At 65.9% G+C, this 23,843-nt stretch carries 24 protein-coding genes and 1 other RNA gene; 13 read left to right on the top strand and 12 right to left on the bottom strand.

Features of this window, described 5'->3' with window-relative positions:
- Positions 1-17 precede the first annotated feature (17 nt).
- Positions 18-1,178, top strand: a complete 1,161-nt coding sequence (locus tag VSR34_RS16515; RefSeq protein WP_342962961.1) for a Gfo/Idh/MocA family oxidoreductase — start codon at positions 18-20, stop codon at positions 1,176-1,178.
- 146 nt (positions 1,179-1,324) lie between these two features.
- On the opposite strand, the gene VSR34_RS16520 is transcribed toward VSR34_RS16515, so the two are convergent.
- Both VSR34_RS16520 and VSR34_RS16525 read right to left on the bottom strand, forming a co-directional pair.
- Positions 1,325-2,434, bottom strand: coding sequence for an ABC transporter substrate-binding protein (locus VSR34_RS16520; RefSeq protein ID WP_342963000.1), 1,110 nt, complete (start codon positions 2,432-2,434; stop codon positions 1,325-1,327).
- Between the two features lie 192 nt (positions 2,435-2,626).
- Positions 2,627-3,568, bottom strand: coding sequence for a CysB family HTH-type transcriptional regulator (locus VSR34_RS16525; protein WP_028210583.1), 942 nt, complete (start codon positions 3,566-3,568; stop codon positions 2,627-2,629).
- 249 nt (positions 3,569-3,817) lie between these two features.
- On the opposite strand from VSR34_RS16525, the gene VSR34_RS16530 reads away from it, so the two are divergent.
- The 6 genes from VSR34_RS16530 to cobA all read left to right on the top strand — a co-directional run bounded on the left by VSR34_RS16530 (position 3,818) and on the right by cobA (position 10,079).
- Positions 3,818-5,497 carry a nitrite/sulfite reductase gene (locus VSR34_RS16530; RefSeq protein WP_342962962.1) on the top strand — a complete coding sequence of 560 codons (1,680 nt, stop codon included), beginning with the start codon at positions 3,818-3,820 and terminating at the stop codon, positions 5,495-5,497.
- Positions 5,498-5,550: 53 nt separating this feature from the next.
- Positions 5,551-6,087 (top strand): DUF934 domain-containing protein, encoded by a 537-nt coding sequence (locus VSR34_RS16535; protein ID WP_342962963.1) that lies wholly within the window; start codon positions 5,551-5,553, stop codon positions 6,085-6,087.
- Entirely contained in the window at positions 6,084-6,839 is a 756-nt protein-coding gene (locus VSR34_RS16540; protein WP_342962964.1) for a phosphoadenylyl-sulfate reductase, read from the top strand. Before VSR34_RS16535 ends, VSR34_RS16540 begins: the two co-directional genes overlap by 4 nt.
- Before the next feature lie 99 nt (positions 6,840-6,938).
- Positions 6,939-7,901, top strand: coding sequence for a sulfate adenylyltransferase subunit CysD (gene cysD / locus VSR34_RS16545; RefSeq protein WP_028210579.1), 963 nt, complete (start codon positions 6,939-6,941; stop codon positions 7,899-7,901).
- Positions 7,902-7,926: 25 nt separating this feature from the next.
- Positions 7,927-9,243 carry a GTP-binding protein gene (locus VSR34_RS16550; RefSeq protein ID WP_028210578.1) on the top strand — a complete coding sequence of 439 codons (1,317 nt, stop codon included), beginning with the start codon at positions 7,927-7,929 and terminating at the stop codon, positions 9,241-9,243.
- Between the two features lie 62 nt (positions 9,244-9,305).
- Complete coding sequence (gene cobA / locus VSR34_RS16555) at positions 9,306-10,079, top strand: uroporphyrinogen-III C-methyltransferase (RefSeq protein WP_028230562.1); 774 nt, start codon at positions 9,306-9,308, stop codon at positions 10,077-10,079.
- Positions 10,080-10,161: 82 nt separating this feature from the next.
- Here cobA and VSR34_RS16560 read toward each other — a convergent pair whose 3' ends face one another.
- Genes VSR34_RS16560 through lptF form a run of 3 tightly spaced genes read right to left on the bottom strand, consistent with a single transcriptional unit; the run spans position 10,162 to position 12,858 of the window.
- A complete protein-coding gene (locus tag VSR34_RS16560; RefSeq protein ID WP_342962965.1) occupies positions 10,162-10,539 on the bottom strand; it encodes a CbiX/SirB N-terminal domain-containing protein in 378 nt (125 codons plus the stop codon).
- A gap of 54 nt (positions 10,540-10,593) precedes the next feature.
- Complete coding sequence (gene lptG, locus VSR34_RS16565) at positions 10,594-11,742, bottom strand: LPS export ABC transporter permease LptG (protein WP_342962966.1); 1,149 nt, start codon at positions 11,740-11,742, stop codon at positions 10,594-10,596.
- Between the two features lie 15 nt (positions 11,743-11,757).
- Positions 11,758-12,858: an LPS export ABC transporter permease LptF gene (gene lptF / locus VSR34_RS16570; RefSeq protein ID WP_028210574.1), complete on the bottom strand. Its 1,101-nt coding sequence runs from the start codon at positions 12,856-12,858 to the stop codon at positions 11,758-11,760.
- A gap of 134 nt (positions 12,859-12,992) precedes the next feature.
- Between lptF and VSR34_RS16575 the strand changes: the two genes are divergently transcribed.
- From VSR34_RS16575 to VSR34_RS16585, 3 genes are read left to right on the top strand one after another with little or no spacing between them, the layout of a single operon-like run.
- A complete protein-coding gene (locus VSR34_RS16575) occupies positions 12,993-14,504 on the top strand; it encodes a leucyl aminopeptidase (RefSeq protein ID WP_342962967.1) in 1,512 nt (503 codons plus the stop codon).
- Positions 14,505-14,556: 52 nt separating this feature from the next.
- The gene (locus VSR34_RS16580) at positions 14,557-14,973 is read left to right on the top strand and encodes a DNA polymerase III subunit chi (RefSeq protein WP_028210572.1); all 417 of its coding nucleotides are present in this window, start codon (positions 14,557-14,559) and stop codon (positions 14,971-14,973) included.
- A 59-nt stretch (positions 14,974-15,032) separates the two neighbouring features.
- Positions 15,033-15,431: a DUF2486 family protein gene (locus VSR34_RS16585; protein WP_028210571.1), complete on the top strand. Its 399-nt coding sequence runs from the start codon at positions 15,033-15,035 to the stop codon at positions 15,429-15,431.
- Positions 15,432-15,498: 67 nt separating this feature from the next.
- On the opposite strand, the gene VSR34_RS16590 is transcribed toward VSR34_RS16585, so the two are convergent.
- The gene (locus VSR34_RS16590; protein ID WP_342963001.1) at positions 15,499-15,795 is read right to left on the bottom strand and encodes a c-type cytochrome; all 297 of its coding nucleotides are present in this window, start codon (positions 15,793-15,795) and stop codon (positions 15,499-15,501) included.
- A 196-nt stretch (positions 15,796-15,991) separates the two neighbouring features.
- Positions 15,992-17,665 (bottom strand): dihydroxy-acid dehydratase, encoded by a 1,674-nt coding sequence (ilvD, locus tag VSR34_RS16595; protein ID WP_028210569.1) that lies wholly within the window; start codon positions 17,663-17,665, stop codon positions 15,992-15,994.
- A 385-nt stretch (positions 17,666-18,050) separates the two neighbouring features.
- Between ilvD and lgt the strand changes: the two genes are divergently transcribed.
- Positions 18,051-18,986: a prolipoprotein diacylglyceryl transferase gene (lgt, locus tag VSR34_RS16600; protein ID WP_028230565.1), complete on the top strand. Its 936-nt coding sequence runs from the start codon at positions 18,051-18,053 to the stop codon at positions 18,984-18,986.
- A 96-nt stretch (positions 18,987-19,082) separates the two neighbouring features.
- On the opposite strand, the gene VSR34_RS16605 is transcribed toward lgt, so the two are convergent.
- The 5 genes from VSR34_RS16605 to VSR34_RS16625 form a co-directional block, all read right to left on the bottom strand.
- The gene (locus VSR34_RS16605; protein WP_028210567.1) at positions 19,083-19,814 is read right to left on the bottom strand and encodes an SIMPL domain-containing protein; all 732 of its coding nucleotides are present in this window, start codon (positions 19,812-19,814) and stop codon (positions 19,083-19,085) included.
- Positions 19,815-19,990: 176 nt separating this feature from the next.
- Positions 19,991-20,449, bottom strand: a complete 459-nt coding sequence (locus tag VSR34_RS16610) for an EVE domain-containing protein (RefSeq protein ID WP_028210566.1) — start codon at positions 20,447-20,449, stop codon at positions 19,991-19,993.
- Between the two features lie 171 nt (positions 20,450-20,620).
- Positions 20,621-20,802, bottom strand: a non-coding RNA gene (gene ssrS, locus VSR34_RS16615) — 6S RNA.
- 58 nt (positions 20,803-20,860) lie between these two features.
- Positions 20,861-21,175 carry a cell division protein ZapA gene (locus VSR34_RS16620; protein ID WP_028210565.1) on the bottom strand — a complete coding sequence of 105 codons (315 nt, stop codon included), beginning with the start codon at positions 21,173-21,175 and terminating at the stop codon, positions 20,861-20,863.
- On the bottom strand, positions 21,172-21,525 hold the full coding sequence (locus VSR34_RS16625; RefSeq protein WP_028210564.1) for a hypothetical protein: 354 nt from the start codon (positions 21,523-21,525) through the stop codon (positions 21,172-21,174). The genes VSR34_RS16620 and VSR34_RS16625 overlap by 4 nt, the downstream gene beginning before the upstream one ends.
- A 391-nt stretch (positions 21,526-21,916) precedes the next feature.
- On the opposite strand from VSR34_RS16625, the gene VSR34_RS16630 reads away from it, so the two are divergent.
- Complete coding sequence (locus VSR34_RS16630) at positions 21,917-22,975, top strand: iron ABC transporter permease (protein ID WP_036018125.1); 1,059 nt, start codon at positions 21,917-21,919, stop codon at positions 22,973-22,975.
- On the top strand, positions 22,972-23,805 hold the full coding sequence (locus VSR34_RS16635) for an ABC transporter ATP-binding protein (RefSeq protein WP_036044642.1): 834 nt from the start codon (positions 22,972-22,974) through the stop codon (positions 23,803-23,805). Before VSR34_RS16630 ends, VSR34_RS16635 begins: the two co-directional genes overlap by 4 nt.
- Positions 23,806-23,843 lie beyond the last annotated feature (38 nt).

The following is a 23,843-nucleotide window of genomic DNA, read 5'->3' on the forward strand; positions in this document are numbered from 1 at the left end:
CCTGAAGGAGTGGTGCAATGACGCGAAGACTCAGACTCGGCATGGTCGGCGGCGGCGAGGGGGCGTTCATCGGCGCCGTGCATCGCATCGCGGCGCGGCTCGACGATGCGTTCGAACTCGTGGCCGGCGCGCTCTCGTCCGATGCGGCGCGCGCGCAATCGAGCGCCGAGGCGCTCGGCCTTGCCCGCAGCTATGCGGACTGGCGCGAGATGGCGAGCGTGGAAGGCGCGCGCGAAGACGGCATCGAGGTCGTGGCGATCGTGACGCCCAACCATCTGCACGCGCCGGTCGCGCACGCGTTCATGGATGCGGGCATTCACGTGATCTGCGACAAGCCGCTCGCGGTGTCGCTCGCCGAAGGCGAGGCGCTCGCCCAGCAAGCGCGCGACGCGAATCTCGTGTTCGCGCTCACGCATACGTATTCGGGCTACCCGCTCGTGCGGCACGCGCGCGATCTGGTCGAGGCGGGCGAGATCGGCGACGTGCGCATCGTACAGGTCGAGTACGCGCAGGACTGGCTCGCCAATCCTGTCGAGCGCGCGGTCGGGGGCAGCGGCGCAAATCGCCAGGCCGTCTGGCGCACCGATCCGGCGCTCGCCGGGCCAGCGGGGTGCCTGGGCGACATCGGCACGCATGCTTATCAGCTGGCGGCGTTCGTGAGCGGGCTCGTGCCCGACTCGCTGGCGGCGGAAGTCCACACCTTCGTGCCGGGCCGTCGCGTGGACGATCACGTGCAGGCCATGCTGCGCTACGCCAACGGCGCGCGCGGCATGCTATGGGCGAGCCAGGTGGCGAGCGGCGCGGAAAACGCGCTACGGCTGCGGGTGTATGGCACGAAGGCCGGGCTTGCGTTCGATCAGGAGGAGCCGAATCTGCTGTGGTTCACGCCGCAGGGCGGCGCGGCGCAGCGGCTCACGCGAGGCCGCGTGACAGGGGCCGCCGCGCGGCACGCCACGCGCGTGCCGCCGGGGCATCCGGAGGGCTATCTGGAGGCGTTCGCGCAGCTTTATCGCGACGCCGCCGCGCAGATTCGCGCGCGCGAGGCCGGCGAGCCGGCGCCGCCCGAGAGCCGGCTCCTCACGACGGTGGCCGACGGCGTGGAGGGATTGCGCTTCATCGAGGCGGTGCTGGCGAGCAGCAAGGCGGGCGGCGAGTGGCGCAGCATCGCGCGGTCGTGAATGCGTTGCAAGGGAAGCGCCGCGATGCGCTTGGAGCACCCCGCAGCCTCGAAGAGCGCGCGACCTTGAGCGCCCTCCGATCACCGCTGCGGTTAGCTGCGGTTAGCCGCCGTTCGATTGGCTTCATGCGCGCGGGGCGCTTGCGCTCATTGCCCGAGATACACGAACTTGCCCCCGCGTACCGTGCCCATCACGCTCGCGCGCTGGTCGAGGCCCACGTGGTCGGTCGGGCTCGTGGTCACCATGCCGTTGGGCACGACCACTTCATGCGCGTGTTCGAGTTCGCTGCGCAACGCCACGCGGAACGCTTCCGTGCCCGGCTGCGCGGTCTTGAGCGCGCGCGCAACCGCATCTTGCAGGCGCGGGTACACGCCAGCGGCGTCGCCAGCGAACTGCGTGACCGTGCCGGGGCCGTACTTGGCCTCGTAGGCGTCGACGAAGGCGAGCGCCGCCTTTTGCGCCGGCTGGTCGGCGGGGAGCGTGCGCGCCACCACCACGGGCTGGGTCGGGAACAGGGTGCCTTCCACGTCCTTGCCGCCCAGCTTGATGAACTCAGGTGTGGCGATGCCGTGCGTCTGATAAATCGGCCCCTTGTAGCCGCGCTCGATCAGCGTGCGCTGCGGTAGCACGGTCGGGGTGCCTGCGCCCGCAATCAGCATGGCATCGGGCTTCGCCGCGATGAGCTTGAGAACCTGGCCCGTCACGCTGGCGTCGGTGCGGTTGTAGCGCTCGGTCGCCACGATCTCGATGTTGCGTTCCTTCGCGTACTTCGTGAACTCGTTGAGCCAGCTGTCGCCGTAGCTGTCGGCAAAGCCGATGAAGCCGACCGTCTTCACGCCGTGCGCGGCCATGTAGCGCGTCATGACGTCGGCCATCGCGGCGTCGGTCTGCGCCATCTTGAACGCCCACACGCGCGCGCCCTGCTGCGGCTCGACCACGGAGCCCGAGCCGACCAGCGTGATCATCGGCGTCCTGCTCTGCGCCACCGGGTCGAGCGCCGCCAGCGCCGCCGGCGTGATGTTCGGCCCGACGATCACGTCCACGTGATCTTCGTTGATGAGCTTGTGGATGTTGCGCACGGCGGCGCCCGGGTCCGAGCCGTCGTCCAGCACGATGTATTCGGCCTTCTGGCCCGCGATCGTGTCGGGCCACATCAGCATGGCGTTCTTGCTCGTGATGCCGATGGCGGCCGCGGGCCCCGTGCTCGACAGGTCGACGCCCACCTTGATGTCGGCGTGCGCGGCCGGCGCGAACATGGCGGCTGCGAGCGCGGCCGCCGTGGCGAGCGGGCGCAAGTACGTGTACGGCTTCATCCGTTGGATCTCCTGTCGATCAGAGTTGGCGCTTCGGCGCCGTACTCTGATCCCATGCAGAGCGGGCGAAAAGCGACGTTGTTGTGATGCTGATTTTGTCTGATTTTTCTGCCGGCGCGGCGCCGCCGCATCCCGCTACAGCTCGTAAGTCTCGTGCTCGCCCTTGAGCGCCTGCTCGATGAGCTTGCGGTTCAGGCTCGGCGAGAGCAGCTCGACGAGCGTATACACATAGCTGCGCAGGTAGGCACCCTGCTTGAGCGCCACGCGCGTGACGTTGCTGCCGAACAGGTGGCCCACGGGCACGGCGCGCAGGTGCCGGTCGCGCTCGGCGTTGAACGCGATGTCGGCCATGATGCCCACGCCCAGTCCCAGTTCGACGTAGGTCTTGATCACGTCCGCGTCGATGGCTTCCAGCACGATGTCGGGCGAGAGGGCGCGCAGGCGGAACGCGTCGTTGATCTTCGTGCGCCCGGCGAAGGCGTTGTCGTAGGTGATCAGCGGATATTGGGCCAGATCGTCGAGCGAGAGCGGCTTGCGCTCCAGCAGCGGGTGGTCGGGCAGCATCACCGCCACGTGGTGCCAGGTGAAGCAGGGCAGCGACACCAGTTCCTTGTAGCCGGAGATGGCCTCCGTCGCGATGCAGAGATCGGCCTGGTCGTGGAGCACCATCTCCGCGACCTGGGTGGGGCTGCCTTGCAGGATCGACAGGTGCACCTTCGGGAAGCGCCGCTTGAACTCGGCGATGGCCGCTGGCAGCGAGTAGCGCGCCTGGGTGTGCGTGGCCGCGATCGTCAGGTTGCCCTGATCCTGCGCCGCGTAGTCCTTGCCCACGCGCTTCAGGCTCTCCACCTCCTGCAGAATGCGCTCCACCGAGGCGAGGATGATCCGGCCCGGCTCCGTCAGCGAGCGAACGCGCTTGCCGTGGCGCGTGAAGATTTCGACCCCGAGCTCATCCTCCAGCTCGATGATCGCCTTGGAGACGCCCGGTTGGCTTGTATACAGCGCCTTGGCCGCTTCGGTCAGGTTGAAGTTCTGACGCACGGCCTCCCGGACGAAGCGGAACTGGTGAAGGTTCATACCAAACCCTTATAACCTGTTTGCATATCGACCTGATTTTTGAGTCGTTTGAAATATAAGGCGAGTTTATTACCATTCCTCCAACTTTTCCAATATGGATATCTGTTTTGGTCATTAGCAAATGACCGGCGCGGTTGAACGGCGCGGGTGTCGAGACAGACCGGACAGAGGCGGAAAGAGCGAAGTCAAAGAAGTCGGAGCGCGGCGTAACCGGAACGCCGCGATTGAACCAACCCCTGGGGTCCCCGAATGTACCAATACGATCAGTACGACCAGACCATCGTCGACGAACGCGTCGCGCAATACAGCGACCAGGTCCGCCGCCGCCTGTCGGGCGAATTGAGCGAAGAGGAATTTCGTCCGCTGCGCCTGCAGAACGGCCTGTACTACCAGCGCCACGCCTACATGCACCGCATCGCGATTCCGTACGGCAACTTGCGCAGCGACCAGTTGCGCATGCTCGGACGCATCGCGCGCGAGCACGATCGCGGCTACGGCCATTTCTCGACGCGCTCGAACATCCAGTTCAACTGGATCAAGCTCGAAGAAACGCCGGAGATCCTGCGCAAGCTCGCTTCGGTGCAAATGCACGGCATCCAGACCTCGGGCAATTGCATCCGCAACATCACCGCCGACCAGTTCGCGGGCGTCGCGCCCGACGAAGTCGTCGATCCGCGCCCGTGGTCCGAGATCCTGCGCCAGTGGTCGACGTTCCACCCCGAGTTCGCATGGCTGCCGCGCAAGTTCAAGATCGCCGTGTCGGGCTCGAAGGAAGACCGCGCCGCCGTGCAGATCCACGACCTGGGCGTCTACCTCGAGCGCAACGAGCAGGGTGAAGTCGTCGCGAGCATCCTCGCGGGCGGGGGCCTCGGCCGCACGCCGATCGTCGGCGCCATCATCAAGCGCGACCTGCCGTGGCAGCACCTGTTGACCTACTGCGAAGCCGTGCTGCGCGTGTACAACCGCTACGGCCGCCGCGACAACATGTACAAGGCGCGCATCAAGATTCTCGTGAAGGCGCTCTCGCCGGCGAAGTTCGCCGAGCAGGTGGAAGAAGAGTGGCTGCACCTGAAGGACGGACCCTCGACGCTCACGCAGGAAGAAGTCGACCGCGTCTCGCAGTACTTCGCGCCGCCGGTCTATGAAAAGATCGCCGACACGGACACCTCGTACGAGAAACATCTGCTGGAGGACCGCGCGTTCGCGCGCTGGGTCGAGCGCAACGTGCGTCCGCACCGCGTGCCGGGCTACGCGTCGGTCACGCTTTCGCTCAAGCCGCGCAACATCGCGCCGGGAGACGCCACCGATGCGCAAATGGAAGCCGTGGCCGATTGGGCCGACGAATACTCGTTCGGCCAGATCCGCGTCTCGCACGAGCAGAACCTGATCCTCGCCGACGTCAAGAAGCGCGATCTCTTCGCGCTGTGGGAAAAGGCGAAAGCGCAAGGTTTCGCGACCGCCAACATCGGCCTTCTGACCGACATCATCGCGTGCCCGGGCGGCGACTTCTGCTCGCTCGCCAACGCCAAGTCGATTCCCATCGCGCTCGCAATCCAGGAGCGCTTCGACAATCTCGATTTCGTCCACGACCTCGGCGACCTCTCGCTCAACATCTCGGGTTGCATGAACTCGTGCGGTCACCACCACGTCGGCAACATCGGCATTCTGGGCGTGGACAAGGACGGCGCGGAGTGGTACCAGGTGTCGCTCGGCGGCGAGCAGGGCAACGGCGCCAACGGCGCGCGCCTTGGCCGCGTGATCGGCCCGTCGTTCTCGGCCGAGGAAATGCCCGACGTGATCCAGAAGGTGATCGACACGTTCGTCGAACTGCGCATCGACGGCGAGCGTTTCATCGACACCTATGACCGCATCGGCATCGCGCCCTTCAAGGAGCGCGTGTACGCTTCGCGCCAGCCGGCCCACGCCTGAAGCATGCAAGAGAGCATGCAACAGGGCACGCAACGAGATACGAGATTCGAGCAATGGCATTGATCATCAAAAAACGCGAGATCGTCGAAGACAACTGGCAAGTCGTGCGTGCGGCCGAAGACGGCGCGCTGCCCGAGGTTGCCGCGCTGCCGGCCGGCAAGGTGCTGGTCCCGCTGGCGCTGTGGCAGGCCGGACGCGACGCGCTCGTCGCCTCGCGCGGCAAGGACGAGCTCGGCGTGTGGCTCGCGCCGGACAGCGAACCGGCCGATATCGCCGGCGACTTCGACAAGCTCGCGCTGATCGGCGTGGACTTCCCGGTGTTCCGCGATGGCCGGGGCTTTTCGATCGCCCGTCTGCTGCGCGAGCGCTATGGTTACAAGGGCGAGCTGCGCGCAATCGGCGACGTACTGCGCGACCAGCTGCGCTTTCACGAGCGCTGCGGCTTCGATTCGTTCGCCGTGCGCGCCGACAAGGACATCCACGACGCGCTCAAGGCGTTCACGGAATTCACGGTGCAGTACCAGGGCGCGTTCGACGAGCCGTCGCCGCTGTTCCGCCGCCGCCTCGCTCAACAAGGCGCGGCAGCATGAGCACGGCCGCCAGCGAAATCACGGCTGACCTGCAGGCGAAGATCGAGCGCCTCGACGCACTGCTCGATTCCATCGCCGCACGTCATGCCAGCGTCAAGCTAGCCAGCAGCCTCGCCGCCGAAGACATGCTGCTCACCCACGCGATCCTCTCGCGCGGTGTGAAAATCGGCATCTTCTCGCTGAACACGGGCCGCCTGCATGCGGAAACCCTCGGCATGATCGATGCGGTGCGCGAGCGCTACGGCTATGAGATCGAGCAGTTCCATCCGCTGCAGGACGCCGTGGACGAATACGTGAGCCAGCACGGCCTGAACGCCTTTTACGAGAGCGTGGACCTGCGCAAGCGTTGCTGCGAGATTCGCAAGGTCGAGCCGCTGAACCGCGCGCTCGCGGGCGTTTCGGCCTGGGTCACGGGCCAGCGCCGCGAGCAGTCGGTCACGCGTGCGGAACTGCACGAGGAAGAACGCGACGAAGCACGCAGCATCGACAAGTTCAATCCGCTCGCGGACTGGACCGAAGCCGATGTCTGGGCTTACCTGCGCGCCTACGAGGTGCCGGTGAACCCGCTGCACGCGCGCGGCTACCCGAGCATCGGCTGCGAGCCCTGCACGCGCGCGATCCGTCCCGGCGAGGACAGCCGCGCGGGCCGCTGGTGGTGGGAATCGCGCGACACGAAGGAGTGTGGCCTGCATATCACGTCTGTCTCGGCCATTCCCGTAGTCGAAGCGACTTCGATCACCCAGCCGAACTAAGATTCAGTTTGCCGCGCCGTTCGTGTAGACCGGCGCGCTACCGAACACCGAGTACTGCGTGCCCCGTCAAAAGGGTGCGAATCAACGAAGGATCCGAACATGAGCACCACGCTCGACTCAGCAGTGAACGCACCGCTCCAGGTCACGGCGAACCGCATGGACCATCTCGACTGGCTCGAAGCCGAGTCGATCCATATCCTGCGCGAACTCGTCGCCGAATGCAGCAAGCCCGCGCTGCTGTTTTCGGGCGGCAAGGACTCGGTCGTCGTGCTGGCGCTCGCGCTGAAGGCGTTCGGCCTCGGCGCGAATCGCAAGACCGCGCTGCCGTTCCCGCTCGTGCACATCGACACGGGTCACAACTACGAGGAAGTGATCGACTTTCGCGATCGCCGCGCGGCCGAGATCGGTGCGGAACTCGTGGTCGGCCACGTGGAAGATTCGATCAAGCGCGGCACCGTGCGCCTGCGCCGCGAAACCGATTCGCGCAACGCCGCGCAAGCGGTCACGCTGCTCGAAACCATCGAGCAATACGGCTACACGGCGATGATCGGCGGGGCGCGCCGCGACGAAGAGAAGGCCCGCGCGAAGGAGCGCATCTTCTCGTTCCGCGACGAATTCGGCCAGTGGGATCCGAAGGCGCAGCGCCCGGAACTCTGGAGCCTCTATAACGCGCGCCTGCACAACGGCGAGCACCTGCGCGTGTTCCCGATCTCGAACTGGACGGAACTCGATGTGTGGCAATACATCGAGCGCGAGAAGCTCGAACTGCCGTCGATCTACTATGCGCACCAGCGCGAGATCGTGCGCCGCAACGGCCTGCTCGTGCCGGTCACGCCGCTCACGCCGATGAAGGAAGGCGAAGTCAGCGAGATGGCGCAGGTGCGTTTTCGCACCGTGGGCGACATCAGCTGCACCTGCCCCGTGGCGAGCGATGCCGACACCGTCGAGAAGATCATCGCCGAAACGGCCGTGACCGAAATCACGGAACGCGGCGCGACGCGCATGGACGACCAGGCGTCGGAAGCGGCGATGGAACAGCGCAAGAAGCAAGGTTATTTCTAAAGAGCACGCAGAGGAAAAACTAGACATGGTTACGACACACCAACCTGAAGACCTCGGCGTGCTGCGCTTCATCACGGCAGGCAGCGTGGACGACGGCAAGAGCACGCTGATCGGCCGCCTGCTGTACGACAGCAAGGCTGTCCTGAGCGATCAGCTTTCGGCGCTCTCGCGCGCGAAGAACAAGCGCACCGTCGGCGACGAAATCGACCTGTCGCTGCTCACCGACGGCCTCGAAGCCGAGCGCGAGCAGGGCATCACGATCGACGTGGCGTACCGCTACTTCGCCACGGCCAAGCGCAAGTTCATCATCGCCGACACCCCGGGCCACGAGCAGTACACGCGCAACATGGTGACGGGTGCGTCGACCGCGCACGCCGCGATCATCCTGATCGACCCCACGCGCGTGACGGTCGAGAACGGCGTCACGCAACTGCTGCCGCAAACCAAGCGCCACAGCGCCATCGTCAAGCTGCTCGGCCTGCAACACGTGATCGTCGCGATCAACAAGATGGATCTGGTCGACTACAGCGAGGCGACGTTCAATCTGATCCGCGAGGCGTATGTCGCGCTCGCGCGCCAGCTCGGCCTTGCCGACGTGCGCTTCGTGCCGGTCTCGGCGCTCAAGGGCGACAACATCGTGGCCGCGAGCGAGCGCATGCCGTGGTACGCGGGCGAGCCGCTGCTCGACGTGCTCGAGCAACTGCCGGTCGCGCAGGCGACGGGTGAAGCGCTGCGCTTTCCGGTGCAGTGGGTCGCGCGCCAGGACGGCTCCAGCGCCGACGACTTCCGCGGCTACATGGGCCGTGTGGAATCAGGCGAAGTGAAAGTGGGCGACGCCATCACGGTGCAGCCAGCCGGCCGCCAGGCGACGGTCGCCGAGATCATCGCGCCGGTGCCGGGCGGCACGGCGCAGGTCGACCGCGCGTTCGCGGGGCAGACCGTCACGATCCGTCTCGCCGAAGACGTGGACGTCTCGCGCGGCGACACGTTCGTGCCCGTTTCGGAGAGCGCCCAGCCGGCGAAGAAGCTCGAGGCGGACCTCTGCTGGTTCGACGACGAGCCGCTCGCGCCGCAACGCAAGTACCTGCTCAAGCAGACCACGAGCACGGTGTTCGCGAAGATCGGCGCGCTCAAGCAGGTGCTCGATGTGCACACGCTCTCGCACGCCACCGACCGCCACGAACTTGCGATGAACGATATCGGCCGCGTGACGCTCTCGCTGCAAAAGCCGATCGTCGCCGACCTGTATGATGCGAATCCTGGCACGGGCGCGTTCGTGCTGATCGACGAAGCGACGCATCACACGGTGGCTGCGGGCATGATCCGCGCGTTTTCGGCCTGAGGCTTCGGGTCGGGCGCGGGATGACGGCGTGCGCCCGGTAGCAACAGGAGATTCACAAGCAAATGGGCAAGGTATATCTGATCGGTGCGGGACCGGGCGCAGCGGACCTCATCACGGTTCGCGGCGCGCGGCTGCTCGCGAGCGCCGACGTCGTGCTGCACGACGCGCTCGTCGAGCCCGCCATGCTCGACTACGCGCCGCAAACCGCGAAGTTCATCGCGGTCGGCAAGCGTTGCGGGCAACGGTCCACGGCGCAGCACTTCATCAACAAGCAACTCGTCGATGCGGCGCGCGAGCACGCCGTGGTCGTGCGCCTGAAGGGCGGCGACCCGATGCTGTTCGGCCGCGCCGACGAGGAAATGCGCGCGCTGGAAGCGGCCGGCATCGAGTTCGAAGTGGTGCCGGGCATTACGGCGGCGCTCGCTGGCGCGGCGACGCTCCAGCGCTCGCTCACGCTGCGCGGCGTGGCGCGCAGCGTGGCGCTCGCCACGTATTCGCGCGCGGCGGGCAGCGAGGAGATTCGCGAGCACGTTAGCGCCGATTCGCTCGTCTTCTACATGGGCCGCGACAGCGCGCCCGAGATCGCGCGCCAGCTCATCGAGGCGGGCCGCGCGGGCACGACGCCCGTGGCGATCGTCGAAGCTTGCAGCACGACGCGTGAGCGCATGCTCACGCTCACGCTGGCGGGACTTGCCGCGGGCGAGGCGCAGGACTGGCTCGACCCGGCGCAGCCGAGCCTGCTCATGATCGGCGATGCGTTCGCCGAGCGGGCAGGGCAGGCGCTGCTGGAAGATGACGCGCAGGATGATCGTCAACGTCGCCGGGCGGCGGCGTAAGTCGCCATCGAGGAGCCAAATGCAAAACGGGCTCGCAGCAACAGCGAGCCCGTTTTTTTATGCGTGAGCGTGGCGGGTTCGGCTAGTCGCCCACGTTTCCGAGGCAATACCGCACGACCGCATCGAGCACCGCATCGTCTTCGCCGACGGCCCCTGCACAGCGCAGGCGAACATTGGGGTGCCGGGCCTGACATTGCGCGATCAGCGCGGGCAGATCGCGGCGCACATGGCCGCCCTGGCCGAAGAACACGGGCACGACCGTGATCGTGTCGCAGCCCGCCGCGGCCTGTCCGTCAATGGCGTCGGGCAGGCTCGGCGTCATGAGTTCGAGAAAAGCGAGGCCAACCGGACCCGCATCGCCGCGTGCGGCGGCGAGCTTCGCGGCGAGCCGCTGAAACGGCTCTTGCCAGCGCGCGTCGCGCGCGCCGTGGCCGAAGAGGATCATGCCGTGGTTGCCCATGCGTGCAGGCTCCCGCAATTCAGTTGAACAAAGTGCGGGCGAGGGCGCCCGCCGTCAATGCCGTTCGACCCATTTGAGCCCGATCAGACCGACCGCGAGATAGATCAGCCCCGGTGTCGCCGCCGTGAGCGGCGCGGGCCAGGTGTTCAGCGTCCCGACGTGCGAGAACAGGGTGTTGACGAGCTGGAAGCTCATGCCGAGCATGATCCCGCCGAACACCTTCATGCCCACCACGCCGGAGCGCGTGTGCAGGTACGCGAACGGCAGCGAGAGCACCAGCATCACGAACACGGCGAACGGGTAAAGCAGCTTGCGCCAGAACGCGATCTGGTAGCGTTGGGCGTCCTGATGGTTTTCGGTCAGATGCTGGACGTAGCGGAACAGGTTGAACATCGACATCCGGTCAGGCGAGACGAGCAGCACCGAAAGGATGTTCGGTGTGAGTTCCGAGCGCAGCAAGTATTCGGGGGCCGACGTCTGCGTCGCGCGATAGACCGGATCGAGCGCATCGGCCGGCTGGTTCTGCGGCGGCGTCACGCTGAGCAGTTGGGTATCGGTCACGTCCTTGAGCAGCCAGTGGCCCGGCGGCTGGAAGGTGCCGCTTTTCGCGAGCCGCACATTGGAAAGCCGGAACTTCGAATCGAATTCGTAGATGCGCACGTTCGAGATGGTCGCGTTGGGCTGCAATTCGCCGACGTTCACGAAACGCGTGACCTGCTCGCCGTCGGCGCGCGCGGTGAGCGTGTCCTTGACCCACACGCCCGACTGGAAGTCGCTCGACACCGCCGAGCCGAGCGCCTCCAGGCGCACGCGTTCGGAGAGCTGGTCGGTGTAGGGGCCGACCACTTCGCCGATCAAATAGGTGAGCAGCACGAGCGGAATGCCGATCTTGAGCAGCGAGCGCAGCGCCTGATTCGTGGCGAGGCCCGACACGCGAAAAATCGTGTACTCCGAATTGGCGGCCATTTGCGCGAACACGTAGATTGCCGCGATGAGCGCCGCGACCGGAATGATCTCGTAAAGCCGCGAGGGCGCCTGGAGCGCCACGCGCAGCACCGCGTACTGGAACTTGTAGTTGCCGTGGCCGACCGAGTTCAGCTCGTTGATGAGGTCGAAGAAGAAGAACAGGCCCGAGAAGGCGAACAGGATGAAGATGAACGTCAGGTAAACCTGGCGAGCGAAGTATTTCTCGTAGATGCGCATCGGTCAGTTTCCCTCTCAGTTTCCAGGAGAGGCGCGGCGGAACATCGCACGTGTGAAGAGCGGCCGGTTGCGCACGCGTATCCAGAAGATGAACACGACCAGCGCGAGCACCACGACGTGCAGCGAGACGAGACCGACGCCGAACGCCATCTTGCCTTGCTCGATCTGCGATTGCACGACGTTGAGCAGGTTCGAATAGGTGAGGTAGATGAGCACCGCCATCACGAGATTGATCGTGCGGCTGCGGCGCGGGTTCTGGTACGCAAGCGGAATGCCGAGCAGCATCAGGTTGATCGCGATGAGCGGCAGGCCGGCGCGCCACGCGAGCTCGCCCAGGTTGTCGTTGGTGGGATTGCGCAGGAGGCCCGGCGTGGACGTGGTGCTCGCCGACGGCGTGTTCACCACGGGCTGGCTCGTGATCTTCACGCCGTAGCGCTGGAACTCGCTGATGCGGAAATCGGGGTGGCCCGGCTCGCCGTCGTAACGCCGGCCGTTTTCGAGCACGACGAAGCGGTCGCCGCCCTTCATGGTTTCGGTGTGGCCTGTCTTCGAGACGATCACGCTGACCTTGCCGTTTTCCGTACTCGTGACGAACACGTTCTCCACGCGGCCCTGGTCGGGGCTCATGCTTTCGATGAAGAACACGCGGTGCGTGGTGGGCGACTCGCGGAACTGCCCGGGCGCGAGCAGCGACACTTCATCGCGCTGCTGGAAGCGCGCGCGAATGAGCTTGCTTTGCGCGTTCGACCACGGCCAGCCGACGAACGCGAAGAACACGATGAGCAGGATGATCGGCGTGGCAAACGTGGCGACCGGCTTGATGAGGCGCGTGAGGCTCACCCCGGAGGAGAGCCACACGACCATTTCGGAATCCTTGTACCAGCGCGTGAGCACGAACAGGATCGACACGAAGAGCGTGACGATCAGCATCACGGCCATGTAGCCGATCACGGTCAGTCCGATGAGCACCAGCACGTCGCGCGGGTCGATCTGACCCGACGCGGCGAAGCCGACGATGCGGATCATCATCGTCGTCAGCATGATCGTGAGCAGAACCATGAACACGGCGCCGGCCGTGTACGCGAGTTCGCGCTGCAGGGAACGTTCGAAGATCATTCTTGAAGGGCAGGGCGGGCGGCCCGTGCCGGGAGGCGCGCAGCTCGCGCAACCGCCCAGGAGCCGCCGCGGGAAAAATAGCGGATAATTGCGGCTTTCATCCTAAGCCCAGATTTTATCCGAGGACAAGCGCGATGGACTTTAGCATAAAAGCCTGTGACTGGAGCAAAGGCGGGGAAGGCCCCTTCCTGACCGGCAAGTCGGATTGCGTCGTGGTCGGCGTGTTCGAGGCGCAAACGCTCTCGGGCCCGGCGTTCGCGATCGACAGCGCAATTGGCGGCGCAATCGCGCGCGTCGTCAAGGCCGGCGACATCGACGGCAAGGCCGGCTCCACGCTGCTCCTGCCCGAAGTGAGCGGTATCGGCGCCTCGCGCGTGCTGCTCGTCGGTCTCGGCAAGCAGGACACGTTCGGCCAGAAGGCTTACGGCGACGCCGTCAAGGCCGCCTGGCGCGCGATCCTCGGCACCAAAATCGCACAGGCCACGTTCACGCTCGCGCAACTGCCGGTGAAGGAGCGCACGGGCGACTGGTGCGTGCGCGCCGCCATTCTCGCGTTGCGCAACGAAACGTACCGCTTCACGCAGATGAAGAGCAAGCCCGACGTCGCGCAGCGCGCGTTCAAGCGTGTGATCTTCAGCATCGACGCCGCCGAGGAAAAGGCAGCGAAGCTCGCGGCGAAGCAGGCCACCGCGCTCGCAAACGGCATGGACCTCACGCGCGACCTCGGCAATCTGCCGGGCAACGTCTGCACGCCCACGTATCTCGCGGCCACGGCCAAGAAGCTCGCGCGCGACTGGAAGCTCAAGGTCGAGGTGCTCGGCCAGCGTCAGATCGAAGCGCTCAAGATGGGCTCGTTTCTTTCGGTGACGAAGGGTTCGGTCGAGCCGCCGCAGTTCATCGTGCTGCACTATGAGGGAGCGAGCGCCAAGGCCGCGCCCGTCGTGCTGGTCGGCAAGGGCATCACGTTCGACACGGGCGGCATCTCGCTCAAGCCCGGCGAGGGCATGGACGAGATGAAATACGACATGTGCGGCGCCGGCTCGGTGCTCGGCACGTTCCGCGCGGTCGCCGAAATGGGGCTCAAGCTCAATGTGATCGGCATCATCCCGACCTGCGAGAACATGCCCGCGGGCAACGCCACGAAGCCGGGCGACATCGTCACGACGATGGCGGGCCTGACCGTGGAGGTGCTCAACACCGACGCCGAAGGCCGCCTGATCCTGTGCGACGCGCTCACCTACGCCGAGCGCTTCAAGCCGGCCGCGGTGGTCGACATCGCCACGCTCACGGGCGCGTGCATCATCGCGCTCGGCCATCACAACAGCGGCCTCTTCTCGAAGGACGACGCGCTCGCGGGCGAACTGCTCGACGCATCGCGCGAGGCCAACGACCCCGCCTGGCGCCTGCCGCTCGACGACGAGTACCAGGAGCAGCTCAAGTCGAACTTCGCCGACCTCGCCAACATCGGCGGGCGCCCGGCGGGCAGCGTGACGGCGGCGTGCTTCCTTTCGCGCTTCGCCGAGAAATACCCCTGGGCGCACCTGGACATCGCGGGCACCGCATGGAAGAGCGGCGCGGCGAAGGGCGCAACGGGCCGCCCCGTGCCGCTGCTCGCCCAGTTCCTGATCGATCGGGCCGCGCAATGACGTCAGGCATGGCGATTGCGGCGCGCGTGACGGTGTGTAAAGTGGTGCTGGCATGACGCGCATCGATTTCCACACGAACGTCGGCGACTCGCTGCTGTACGCGTGCCGGCTCGCGCGCAAGGCGTATCTCGCGGGCGAGCAGGCGGTCGTGCTGGCCGAGCCCGGCCGCCTGCGCGCGTTCGACGAGATGTTGTGGACCTTTTCGCCGCTCGACTTCGTGCCGCATTGCATGGCCGACAGCCCGCATGCGGGCGCATCGCCCATCGTGCTGGCGACGGACCTGGAGCGTGCCCCGCATCATCGCGTGCTGCTCAATCTGGGTGGGGAGGTGCCGCCGCAATTCGCGCGCTTCGAGCGCCTGCTCGAAGTGATTGGCGATACGCCCGACGAACTCGCGTCGGGCCGCGAGCGCTATCGCTTCTACCGCGACCGCGGTTACGCGCTCAACAACTACAAGCAGGGCGGCTGAGGCCGGACGCGAGCAGCGTACCGGCGCCCGGCCGACTGCTCCGATCGATGGAGGTACTCATGTCCGGCAAGCACGATACGGAAGATGCGGCGATTCCGCTCCTGAACGAGGTGATGGTGGCCGGCAATCCGTTGCGCGCGCATAACGTCGAAGAGGCGAAGGGCGCGACGGCGGCCGCCGTGAAGGCTGTCGTGGCCGAGCGCGAGGGCCTGTTCGCGCATGACGCCGACGCCCTGGTCGAGCGCCTGCGTGGCCGCTGCCTCGCGTGGCTCACGGGCGAGGGCCGCGCCGTGATCGAGGCGCGCTGCAGCGCCGCGATGCAGGAACATACGAACTGGCTCGTGGGACAGGTGTCGCGCGAGATCGGTCTCGCGCTCGAAACGGAACTCAAGAACTGGGTGAAGGCCGCCGTGCGCGAAGAACTGGCGGCGCGCTCGGGGCAACCGCCGTCGGCCTGATTCCCGGCGCCGCCCGGCCTCGCCCGGTTGGGCTTGTGGCAACGCGACGCCGCCAACCGTCCTCGCCTCACTTGAGCGTGAGGATCCAGTTCGCAAGCGTGGCCGCCTGGCCGGGGTTCAACTGCGTGTTGGCCGGCATCGGCACCGTGCCCCACACGCCGGTGCTTCCCTCAAGAATCTTGTGCGCGAGATAGGTCTGCGCGTCGGGCTTGCCCGCGTATTTCGCGGCAATGTCGTGCAGGGCGGGGCCCATGAAATTGCGGTTCACCGAATGGCAACTCATGCAGTTCTGCTGCTGGGCGAGCGCGAGGCCGGTCGGGCCATGCTGCGCGCAGGCCGGGTCCGCCCCGAGCGCGCCGGTCATGCCGAACGCGAGCGCGGCCGCGAGCGTCGCTGTCTTGTTCTTTGCTTGCGACTTCCGTTTCATACAGGCCTCCGCCAGCGTATGCGCCGGCTGTGTCGTCGCATTATAAAAGCAAAGGGCGCACGTTCCGGGCGCGCGCCCTTTCGTCTTTGGCATCGCGGCGGGCGTCCGGCGTCGCGCCGAGTCCCGTCTTATCCTATCCGGTTACCGCGCCCTGGTTGGCCGGGCGCGCGAGCGCCGCGTACTTTGCCAGCACGCCACGCGTGTAGCGCGGCGCCGGCTGCTTCCATGCCGCGCGGCGGCGCGCAAGCTCGACATCGTCGACGTTCAGCTGCAGCAGGAGCTGGTGCGCGTCGATGGTGATCGAATCGCCCTCCTGCACGAGCGCGATCGTGCCGCCTTCGAACGCCTCGGGCGCCACGTGGCCGACCACCATGCCCCAGGTGCCGCCCGAGAAGCGGCCATCGGTGATGAGACCCACCGACTCGCCGAGCCCCTTGCCGATGAGCGCCGAAGTCGGCGCCAGCATCTCCGGCATGCCGGGGCCGCCCTTCGGGCCGAGGTAGCGCAGCACGACGACGTCCCCGGCCTTGATCCGGTCCGCGAGGATCGCTTCCATGGCGCTCTGCTCGTCGTCGAATACGCGCGCGGGCCCGGTGATGACCGGGTTCTTCAGGCCCGTGATCTTGGCGACGGCGCCCTCTACCGCGAGGTTGCCCTTGAGGATGGCGAGGTGGCCTTCCTTGTACAACGCCTCGCTGATGGGGAAGATCACCTTCTGGTCGGCGCGCGGCGTGGACGGCACGTCCTTCAGTTCCTCTCCGATGCTCTTGCCCGTGATGGTGATGCAGTCGCCGTGCAGCAGGCCCGCGTCGAGCAGCAGCTTGAGCACCTGGGGAATGCCGCCCGCCTGATGCAGATCGGTCGCGACATATTGGCCCGAGGGCTTCAGGTCGCAGATCACCGGCACCTTCTTGCGCATGCGCTCGAAGTCGTCGATCGTCCATTCGACTTCCGCAGCATGCGCGATGGCGAGATAGTGCAGCACGGCATTGGTCGAGCCGCCCGTCGCCATGATGAGCGCCACGGCGTTCTCGATCGACTTTTTCGTGATGATGTCGCGCGGCTTGAGGTCCTGCTTCACGGCTTCGACGAGCACGCGCGCCGATTCCGCGGCCGAGTCGACTTTTTCCTCGTCGGGGTTGGCCATCGTCGACGAGTACATGAGCGACATGCCGAGCGCCTCGAACGACGAGCTCATCGTGTTCGCCGTGTACATGCCGCCGCACGAGCCCGTGGAGGGGCACGCGTGCTTCTCGATGCCCTCGAAATCCTCTTCGGTCATGCGCCCGGCCGTGAATTCGCCGACGGCCTCGAACGCCGACACGATGGTGAGCGCGCGGCCCTTCCAGTTGCCGGGCCGGATCGTGCCGCCATACACATAGATGCCGGGCACGTTCATGCGCGCGAGCGCGATCATGCCGCCGGGCATGTTCTTGTCGCACCCGCCGATCACGACCACGCCGTCCATCCATTGGCCCTGCACGCAGGTCTCGATGCAGTCCGCGATGACCTCGCGCGAGACGAGCGAATACTTCATGCCCTCGGTGCCCATCGACATGCCGTCCGAGATGGTGGGCGTGCCGAAGGTCTGCGGGTTCGCGTCGGCGTTCATGATCGCGGCGACGGCGGCGTCGGCCAGCCGCTGCAGGCCCGCGTTGCAGGGCGTGATCGTGGAGTGGCCGTTGGCGATGCCGATCATCGGCTTGTCGAAGTCGCCTTTCTCGTAGCCGAGCGCGTAATACATCGAACGATTGGGCGAGCGGGCGACGCCTTGCGTGATGTGCTTCGAACGACGGTTATAGGGCATGGGGAACTCCGGTGGACGTTGTCTCGCAGGCCGGCCGTTGTTCTTGTGCGGGCGATTTTTCGTAGCCGCGTCGTACCTGCATGCCGGCATGTGATGGCAAGCATGCGGTTTCGCGAGAACGCTGTCCAATATATTATTCGTGGCTCATCGAGTCCTGCTGGCCGCTCGCGATGGTCATCCGTCACCGTTATATTCGCCGTGCGTGCCAACTGTGCATTCTGCTTCCCGCTCCCGCGCCTCGGCGATAATGTCACGCCGTGACGCGCCGGCGGCGAACCCCGGCGCTTTGCAAACGTCCAACCAGTCTGGCCCGCTTTGAGGCACCGCGGCGCTGCCGCTTACAACCCGATTTCAACCGATATCGCCGAGAAGACTTCATCCCACGATGCTCATCCACCCGAACTTCGACCCCGTCGCCATTCATCTGGGGCCGCTCGCCGTGCGCTGGTACGGCCTCATGTACCTCGTCGGCTTCATACTCGCGATCGTGATCGGGCGCCTGCGCCTGCGTCTGCCGTTCGTGGCCGCGCAAGGCTGGAACGTGAAAGACATCGACGACATGCTGTTCTACGGCGTGCTCGGCACGATCCTGGGCGGGCGCCTCGGCTATGTGCTGTTCTACAAGGCGAGCTGGTATTTCGCGCACCCGCTCGACATCTTCAAGGTGTGGGAAGGCGGCATGTCGTTTCACGGCGGCTTCCTCGGCGTCACCTTCGCGATGATCCTGTTCGCGTGGCAGCGCGGCCGCACGTGGCTGCAGGTGACGGACTTCGTCGCGCCGATGGTGCCCACGGGCCTGGCCGCCGGACGTCTCGGCAACTTCATCAACGGCGAGCTGTGGGGCCGCGTGACCTCGCCCGACTCGCCGTGGGCCATGCTGTTCCCGGGCGCCGCGAACGACGATGCGGCATGGCTCGCCGCGCATCCGCAACTGGCTGCGCAGTGGCATCTGAGCGAGGTGTTCGCGCAATACCATCTGCTGCCGCGCCATCCTTCGCAGCTCTATGAGATTGCGCTGGAAGGCATCGCGCTCTTCGTCGTGCTGATCCTTTTCTCGCGCAAGCCGCGCCCCGTCGGCGCGATTTCGGCGATGTTCCTGATTGGCTATGGTCTTGCGCGTTTCACGGTCGAGTTCGCGCGCGAACCCGACGACTTCCTCGGCCTGCTCGCGCTCGGCCTTTCGATGGGCCAATGGCTTTCGCTGCCGATGATCATCGTGGGCATTGGCTTGATGGCGTGGGCGTATCGCCGCGCCAATCGCGGCAAGGACGACAGCAAGAATGGCAACGACGGCGCGCGGGTGGCGGGCGCGAAGAGCTGACGCTCGCACACGGACAAAGCGCATTGAGCCCATGAAAAAGGCCACGGTTTTCAACAAACCGTGGCCTTTTTGTTGCGTGCTGCCGAAGTGCGCGCCTTACTTCATTTGCACCGATCCGGAGACATTGACCGTCACCGTTGAGGTGCCGCCTTCGACCGGCACGGGCGACGACATCTTCGCATCCGCCGACATGGCGCGCGCGCTCATCATCATCACGGGGCGCGGCATCACGCCCGAATGCCCCACGTTCACGTCGCGGATCGAGTAGCCGCTATAGCCGAACGCGCGCGTGGCCGACAAGGCTTGATCGCGGAACGAGGCGATGGCCTGGCCCGAGAGCTTCTGCTCGGCGGCGCGCTGCGCCTCGGGGGACAGCGAGAACTGCACGTTGCCCACCTGCATGACGGCGCCGAGATCGCCGGCGAGCTTCGACGCCGCCGCGAAATCATGCGATTCGAGCACGACTTCCGTGCGGCCGCGCCACGCGGAGATGCGTCCGTCGCGATCGGTGGAGGGGAAGATCGAGAACTGGCCCGATCGGGCGGTCACGCCCGCGACACCCCTGGCGCGTTGCAGGGCGGCGTCGGCGCGCTGGTTGAGCGTCGCCGTGAGCGAAGCGGGATCGTTCGCTTCCTGCTCGTAAAACAGCGTGATGGTGACGACGTCTTGAGGCACTTCGGCGCTCGCCTGGGCGGAAAGCGACAGCACGCCCGAGGGCTGGAAACGCGCGTCGCTCTGGGCAAGCGCTGCGCCTGGTGCGAAAGTGATGGCGAGGGGGAGGGCGGCGGCGAATGCGGCGGCGAGCGTTACGGCGGTTTTTCGGTTCATTGAGGCTCCTTGCAGAACTGGCGTCGCGAGCGTGGCGTGATCGAACATTCAGGCAACGATGCGCGACTGTGCGCGATTGTGCTTGAAGTCGCGCAGCGATGTCGCTTCCGTGCCTCGGCCGCTTGGGCTCGTGCCGCCGCCATGCCGCTTCAACACATGGTGAACGACGTGCCGCATCACATCAGATGTTTCGTGATGAAGTTCCACTCGGCCGCGGTGACCGGGGTGATCGAAAGGCGATTGCCTTTTGCGAGCACGCGCATGTCCGCGAGTTCGTCGTGTTCACGTAAGGCGGCCAGAGGAATCAGCGGACACTTCTTCTTGAACACGACATCGACGAGCATCCAGCGCGGATTCTCGCGCGTCGATTTCGCGTCGTAGTAAGGACTTTTCGGATCGAACTGCGTGGGGTCGGGGTAGGCCGTGGACGACACCTCGGCGATGCCCGCGATACCGGGCTCGGGGCAGCTCGAGTGATAGAACAGCACGCCGTCGCCTTGCTGCATGGTGTCGCGCATGAAGTTGCGCGCCTGATAATTGCGCACGCCAGTCCATGGCAGCGTGCGCTGCGGCGCGCGTGCGAGGTCGTCGATGCTTGCTTCGTCGGGTTCGGACTTCATCAGCCAGTAGCGCATGAGTCGAAGGTCACGTCGATAGGGAGAGGGGCAGGCGTACGCGCAAGGCCATGCGCGAAGCGGCGCACACCAGCAAGCGCGAAATCGGCCACACAACGGAAAACGGCCGCACAACGGAAAACGGCCGCACAACGGAAAACGGCATCGGACGCTGGTCCGATGCCGTTTGAATAGGTCCCCGCCATAGCCGCTAGGCCGGCATCCTGAACCGAGGGTTCAGAATTGGTCGCAGTTAGCAGCACTTCGGGTACATCAGACTGTGTGACGCGCACGCCCGTGCTACAAATTTCCGCAACCGTGCACATGGCATTGGTTCAAGGAATATATGACCTTGGCGAACCAGGCAGGGAAGCTGACTAAACTGTTTAGTAACGTGCTCGACGTTACGATGAAGGAACCGCTTTACCGCGCTTATTGCACCCCATACTGCTGGATGACCGCGCCGAGCTGTTCATTCATTTGGCGCATTGTACGACGGATTTCTTCGGCTGGGAATGCTTCCCCATGACGCACGCTCGTTTGCAGGCGCAGCAGTTCCGACGCAAGCGAGAGCGCCGCCATGACCGCAATGCGATCGGTGCCGCGCACATTGCTGTGATTGCGGATTTTCGACATTTCGGCGTCGACGCGCGCCACCGCTTCGAGCAGGGCCTGTTCCGTTTCCGGCGAACAGACGAGGCGATAGCTTTGCCCGAGTATCGTCGCTTCGATCTGCTTGGTGGTCATGCATTTTCTCCGTGGCGCGCCGCGTTGCTTTCGTCATCGCTGCCTCGCGACGGTTCGAGCAGGTCGAGCTGGTTGTCGCGCTCGTTGCCCGCACGTGCGCGCGGCAGCTTTTCGAGGATCGCGTTCAGACGCACCTGCGCATCGTCGATCTTGGCCGAGAGCGTGTCGCGCTCTGCTTGCAGCGCGTTGCGTTCCTCGCGGATCTGTTCGAGCTCGGCGCGCGTGGTGTCGCATTGCGCACGCAGCTGTGCGAGTTGCTCTTCGAGTGCGAGGCGTGTTTCATGTTGGCGCTGATTAATCTCGATCAGCCGCCCGATGTTTTGTGAGAGTGTTTCGAGTTCGTTGAGCATGTGCTGCGTCCTCTAAAGACAGGCATTCTAGCGCGGATCAACGCGTGATTTGGCAATTGTGTCGTTTCCAGACGTAACAACCCGGCTTCTTACCGGAACCGGGCCCGAATCCCGCGTTACGTGTGCTGCATGCGCCAGCCGGGAACGCAATTTGCCAAGGCGCGCGCGAAGCGCGTTGGCTCGATTGTGGTCTGCGCGTTATAACATCACGGATTCGTGGCTTTTTGCTAGTGGTTTTGTCGGCTGTTCTCTTTTTTGCCGATCGTTTTTTCAGCTGCGTCGGCAGAATCGCTTCGAACAAAAACACTGCGCGCTGCCCATGTTGCGATATCGCTGCCGTTAATCCGTGTGATCTTTTTGAAACCCGCCGCCGAGTTACCCGATGCGTTCCATGAGCCGCGATGAATCTCACGCCGCGTCCGAGTTGCATGCGCTGCCGCGCCGCTCGATGACCGTGCGCCGCGCCTGCACGATCTGGGCGGGGCTCGCACTAGCGGCGCTCGTGGTCTTCGCGGCATCGCTCGTGACAGGCAGCGTGAGCGTGACGCCTGCGCAGGCGCTCGCGGCGCTCACGCCGGCGCACGGCGCGCCGGACATGGCGACGGAAATCGTGCGCACACTGCGCCTGCCGCGCGCGTTGGCCGGCTTCGCGTGCGGCGCCTTGCTCGCGCTGGGCGGGGCGCTCTTGCAGGTGCTATTGCGCAATCCGCTGGCGGAGCCCTATGTGCTGGGCGTTTCCGGCGGCGCCGCGGTGTTCGCGCTCGTTGCGATGATCGCGGGCGTGGCGTGGTGGGGTGTGCAGGCGAGTGCGTGCGCGGGCGCGCTTCTTTCGATCCTGCTCGTGCTCGGCCTCGCGCGCCGCGAACTATGGCGCGGCGAACCGCAGGACAGTTCGCCGCGGCTCTTGTTGACGGGCGCCGTGACGGCGGCGGGGTGGGGCGCATTGATCACGCTGCTGCTCACCCTCGCGCCCGACACGCGCTTGCGCGGCATGCTGTTCTGGCTCACGGGCGACCTCAACGGCGCGAGCGTGCCATGGCCCGCGCTCGTGACGCTCGGCGTACTGCTTGCATGCATCGTGCCCGCTGCGCCGATGCTCAACGTACTGCTGCGCGGTGATGCCGCCGCACAGGCGCTCGGCGTACCGGTGCTGCGTTTGCGCGTGGGCATTTATCTCGCCGCGTCGCTCGCAGCCGCGGCCGCGGTGACGACGGGCGGCACCATTGGCTTCGTCGGGCTCGTCGTGCCCCACATGCTGCGCCTCGCGTTCGGCAACGATCAGCGCATGCTCGTACCCGCGGCCGCGATCGCGGGCGGCGTGGCCGTGATGGGCGCGGACCTCGTGGCGCGCACGGTGGCGGCCCCCGCGCAGTTGCCGGTGGGCGTCGTGACCGCGCTGGCGGGCGTCCCGGTTTTTCTCTGGATGCTGCTCGCGAGGCGCCCGCGATGAGCGACACCCGGGCACCGCTTCTTGCTGCGCATGCGCTCACATTGCGCGCGGGCGCGCGTACGCTCGTCGAATCGCTCACGCAAAGGTTTGCCGCTGGTGAGATCTGGTGCGTGGCCGGTGCGAACGGCGCGGGCAAGACCACACTGATCGGTGCGCTCGCGGGCCTGCGCGAACCCTCGGCGGGGCGCGTGGAAGTGGAGGGCATCGCGCTCGCACACTGGCCGCCGGTTCGTCTCGCGAGGCGCCGCGCGCTGATGCCCCAGGACCAGCGCGACGCATTCGGCGCGAGTGTGCTCGACACCGTGCTGCTCAATCGCTATCCGCATCTTTCGGGCTGGGGCTGGGAAGGCGACGTCGATCGCGCCGCCGCGCACGCTGCGCTCGCGATGCTCGGCCTCGAAGCATTCGCCACCCGCGATGTGCTGTCGCTCTCCGGCGGTGAGCGACAGCGCGTTGCGCTCGCGGCGGCGCTGTGCCAGGGTGCACCGCTCCTGCTGCTGGACGAGCCGCTCGCGCATCTGGATCTGCATCATCAGATTGCGTGCCTCGAAACGCTTTCGCGCTGGGTGCGCGGCGAAGACCGCGCGGTGCTGTTTTCCTGCCACGATCTCAATCTCGCGCGGCGATTCGCAACGCACGCGCTCCTGCTCGACGGCCGCGGCGGCTTTCACGCGGGCCCCGTGCGCGAAGTGCTCACACCCGAGCGCGCGAGCACTGCATTCGGCCATCCGCTCGTGCTGATACGCGAGGGCGCGCACGAGGCACTCGTGCCTGCGCTCGGCCCGACTTCTTCATTACTGCATTCGCCGGTAGCGAACGGCGGCCGCTAGTGCGCCGTTCGCTCCCGCATCACTTCGAAACGAAACTC

The sequence above is a fragment of the Paraburkholderia sp. JHI2823 genome (assembly GCF_038900695.1).
Classification (GTDB): Bacteria; Pseudomonadota; Gammaproteobacteria; order Burkholderiales; family Burkholderiaceae; genus Paraburkholderia; species Paraburkholderia mimosarum.

Coding starts and splice junctions, on each gene's coding strand:
- VSR34_RS16620 (WP_028210565.1), bottom strand. CDS start 21,175: ATGACCACCAAGCAGATCGAAGCGACGATACTCGGGCAAAGCTATCGC.
- VSR34_RS16515 (WP_342962961.1), top strand. CDS start 18: ATGACGCGAAGACTCAGACTCGGCATGGTCGGCGGCGGCGAGGGGGCG.
- VSR34_RS16535 (WP_342962963.1), top strand. CDS start 5,551: ATGGCATTGATCATCAAAAAACGCGAGATCGTCGAAGACAACTGGCAA.
- VSR34_RS16590 (WP_342963001.1), bottom strand. CDS start 15,795: ATGACCGGCGCGCTCGGGGCGGACCCGGCCTGCGCGCAGCATGGCCCG.
- VSR34_RS16560 (WP_342962965.1), bottom strand. CDS start 10,539: ATGGGCAACCACGGCATGATCCTCTTCGGCCACGGCGCGCGCGACGCG.
- VSR34_RS16625 (WP_028210564.1), bottom strand. CDS start 21,525: ATGCTCAACGAACTCGAAACACTCTCACAAAACATCGGGCGGCTGATC.
- VSR34_RS16635 (WP_036044642.1), top strand. CDS start 22,972: ATGAGCGACACCCGGGCACCGCTTCTTGCTGCGCATGCGCTCACATTG.
- VSR34_RS16585 (WP_028210571.1), top strand. CDS start 15,033: ATGTCCGGCAAGCACGATACGGAAGATGCGGCGATTCCGCTCCTGAAC.
- VSR34_RS16530 (WP_342962962.1), top strand. CDS start 3,818: ATGTACCAATACGATCAGTACGACCAGACCATCGTCGACGAACGCGTC.
- VSR34_RS16605 (WP_028210567.1), bottom strand. CDS start 19,814: ATGAACCGAAAAACCGCCGTAACGCTCGCCGCCGCATTCGCCGCCGCC.
- ilvD (WP_028210569.1), bottom strand. CDS start 17,665: ATGCCCTATAACCGTCGTTCGAAGCACATCACGCAAGGCGTCGCCCGC.
- lptG (WP_342962966.1), bottom strand. CDS start 11,742: ATGCGCATCTACGAGAAATACTTCGCTCGCCAGGTTTACCTGACGTTC.
- VSR34_RS16630 (WP_036018125.1), top strand. CDS start 21,917: ATGAGCCGCGATGAATCTCACGCCGCGTCCGAGTTGCATGCGCTGCCG.
- lptF (WP_028210574.1), bottom strand. CDS start 12,858: ATGATCTTCGAACGTTCCCTGCAGCGCGAACTCGCGTACACGGCCGGC.
- cobA (WP_028230562.1), top strand. CDS start 9,306: ATGGGCAAGGTATATCTGATCGGTGCGGGACCGGGCGCAGCGGACCTC.
- VSR34_RS16525 (WP_028210583.1), bottom strand. CDS start 3,568: ATGAACCTTCACCAGTTCCGCTTCGTCCGGGAGGCCGTGCGTCAGAAC.
- VSR34_RS16550 (WP_028210578.1), top strand. CDS start 7,927: ATGGTTACGACACACCAACCTGAAGACCTCGGCGTGCTGCGCTTCATC.
- VSR34_RS16610 (WP_028210566.1), bottom strand. CDS start 20,449: ATGCGCTACTGGCTGATGAAGTCCGAACCCGACGAAGCAAGCATCGAC.
- lgt (WP_028230565.1), top strand. CDS start 18,051: ATGCTCATCCACCCGAACTTCGACCCCGTCGCCATTCATCTGGGGCCG.
- VSR34_RS16580 (WP_028210572.1), top strand. CDS start 14,557: ATGACGCGCATCGATTTCCACACGAACGTCGGCGACTCGCTGCTGTAC.
- cysD (WP_028210579.1), top strand. CDS start 6,939: ATGAGCACCACGCTCGACTCAGCAGTGAACGCACCGCTCCAGGTCACG.
- VSR34_RS16575 (WP_342962967.1), top strand. CDS start 12,993: ATGGACTTTAGCATAAAAGCCTGTGACTGGAGCAAAGGCGGGGAAGGC.
- VSR34_RS16540 (WP_342962964.1), top strand. CDS start 6,084: ATGAGCACGGCCGCCAGCGAAATCACGGCTGACCTGCAGGCGAAGATC.
- VSR34_RS16520 (WP_342963000.1), bottom strand. CDS start 2,434: ATGTTCGCGCCGGCCGCGCACGCCGACATCAAGGTGGGCGTCGACCTG.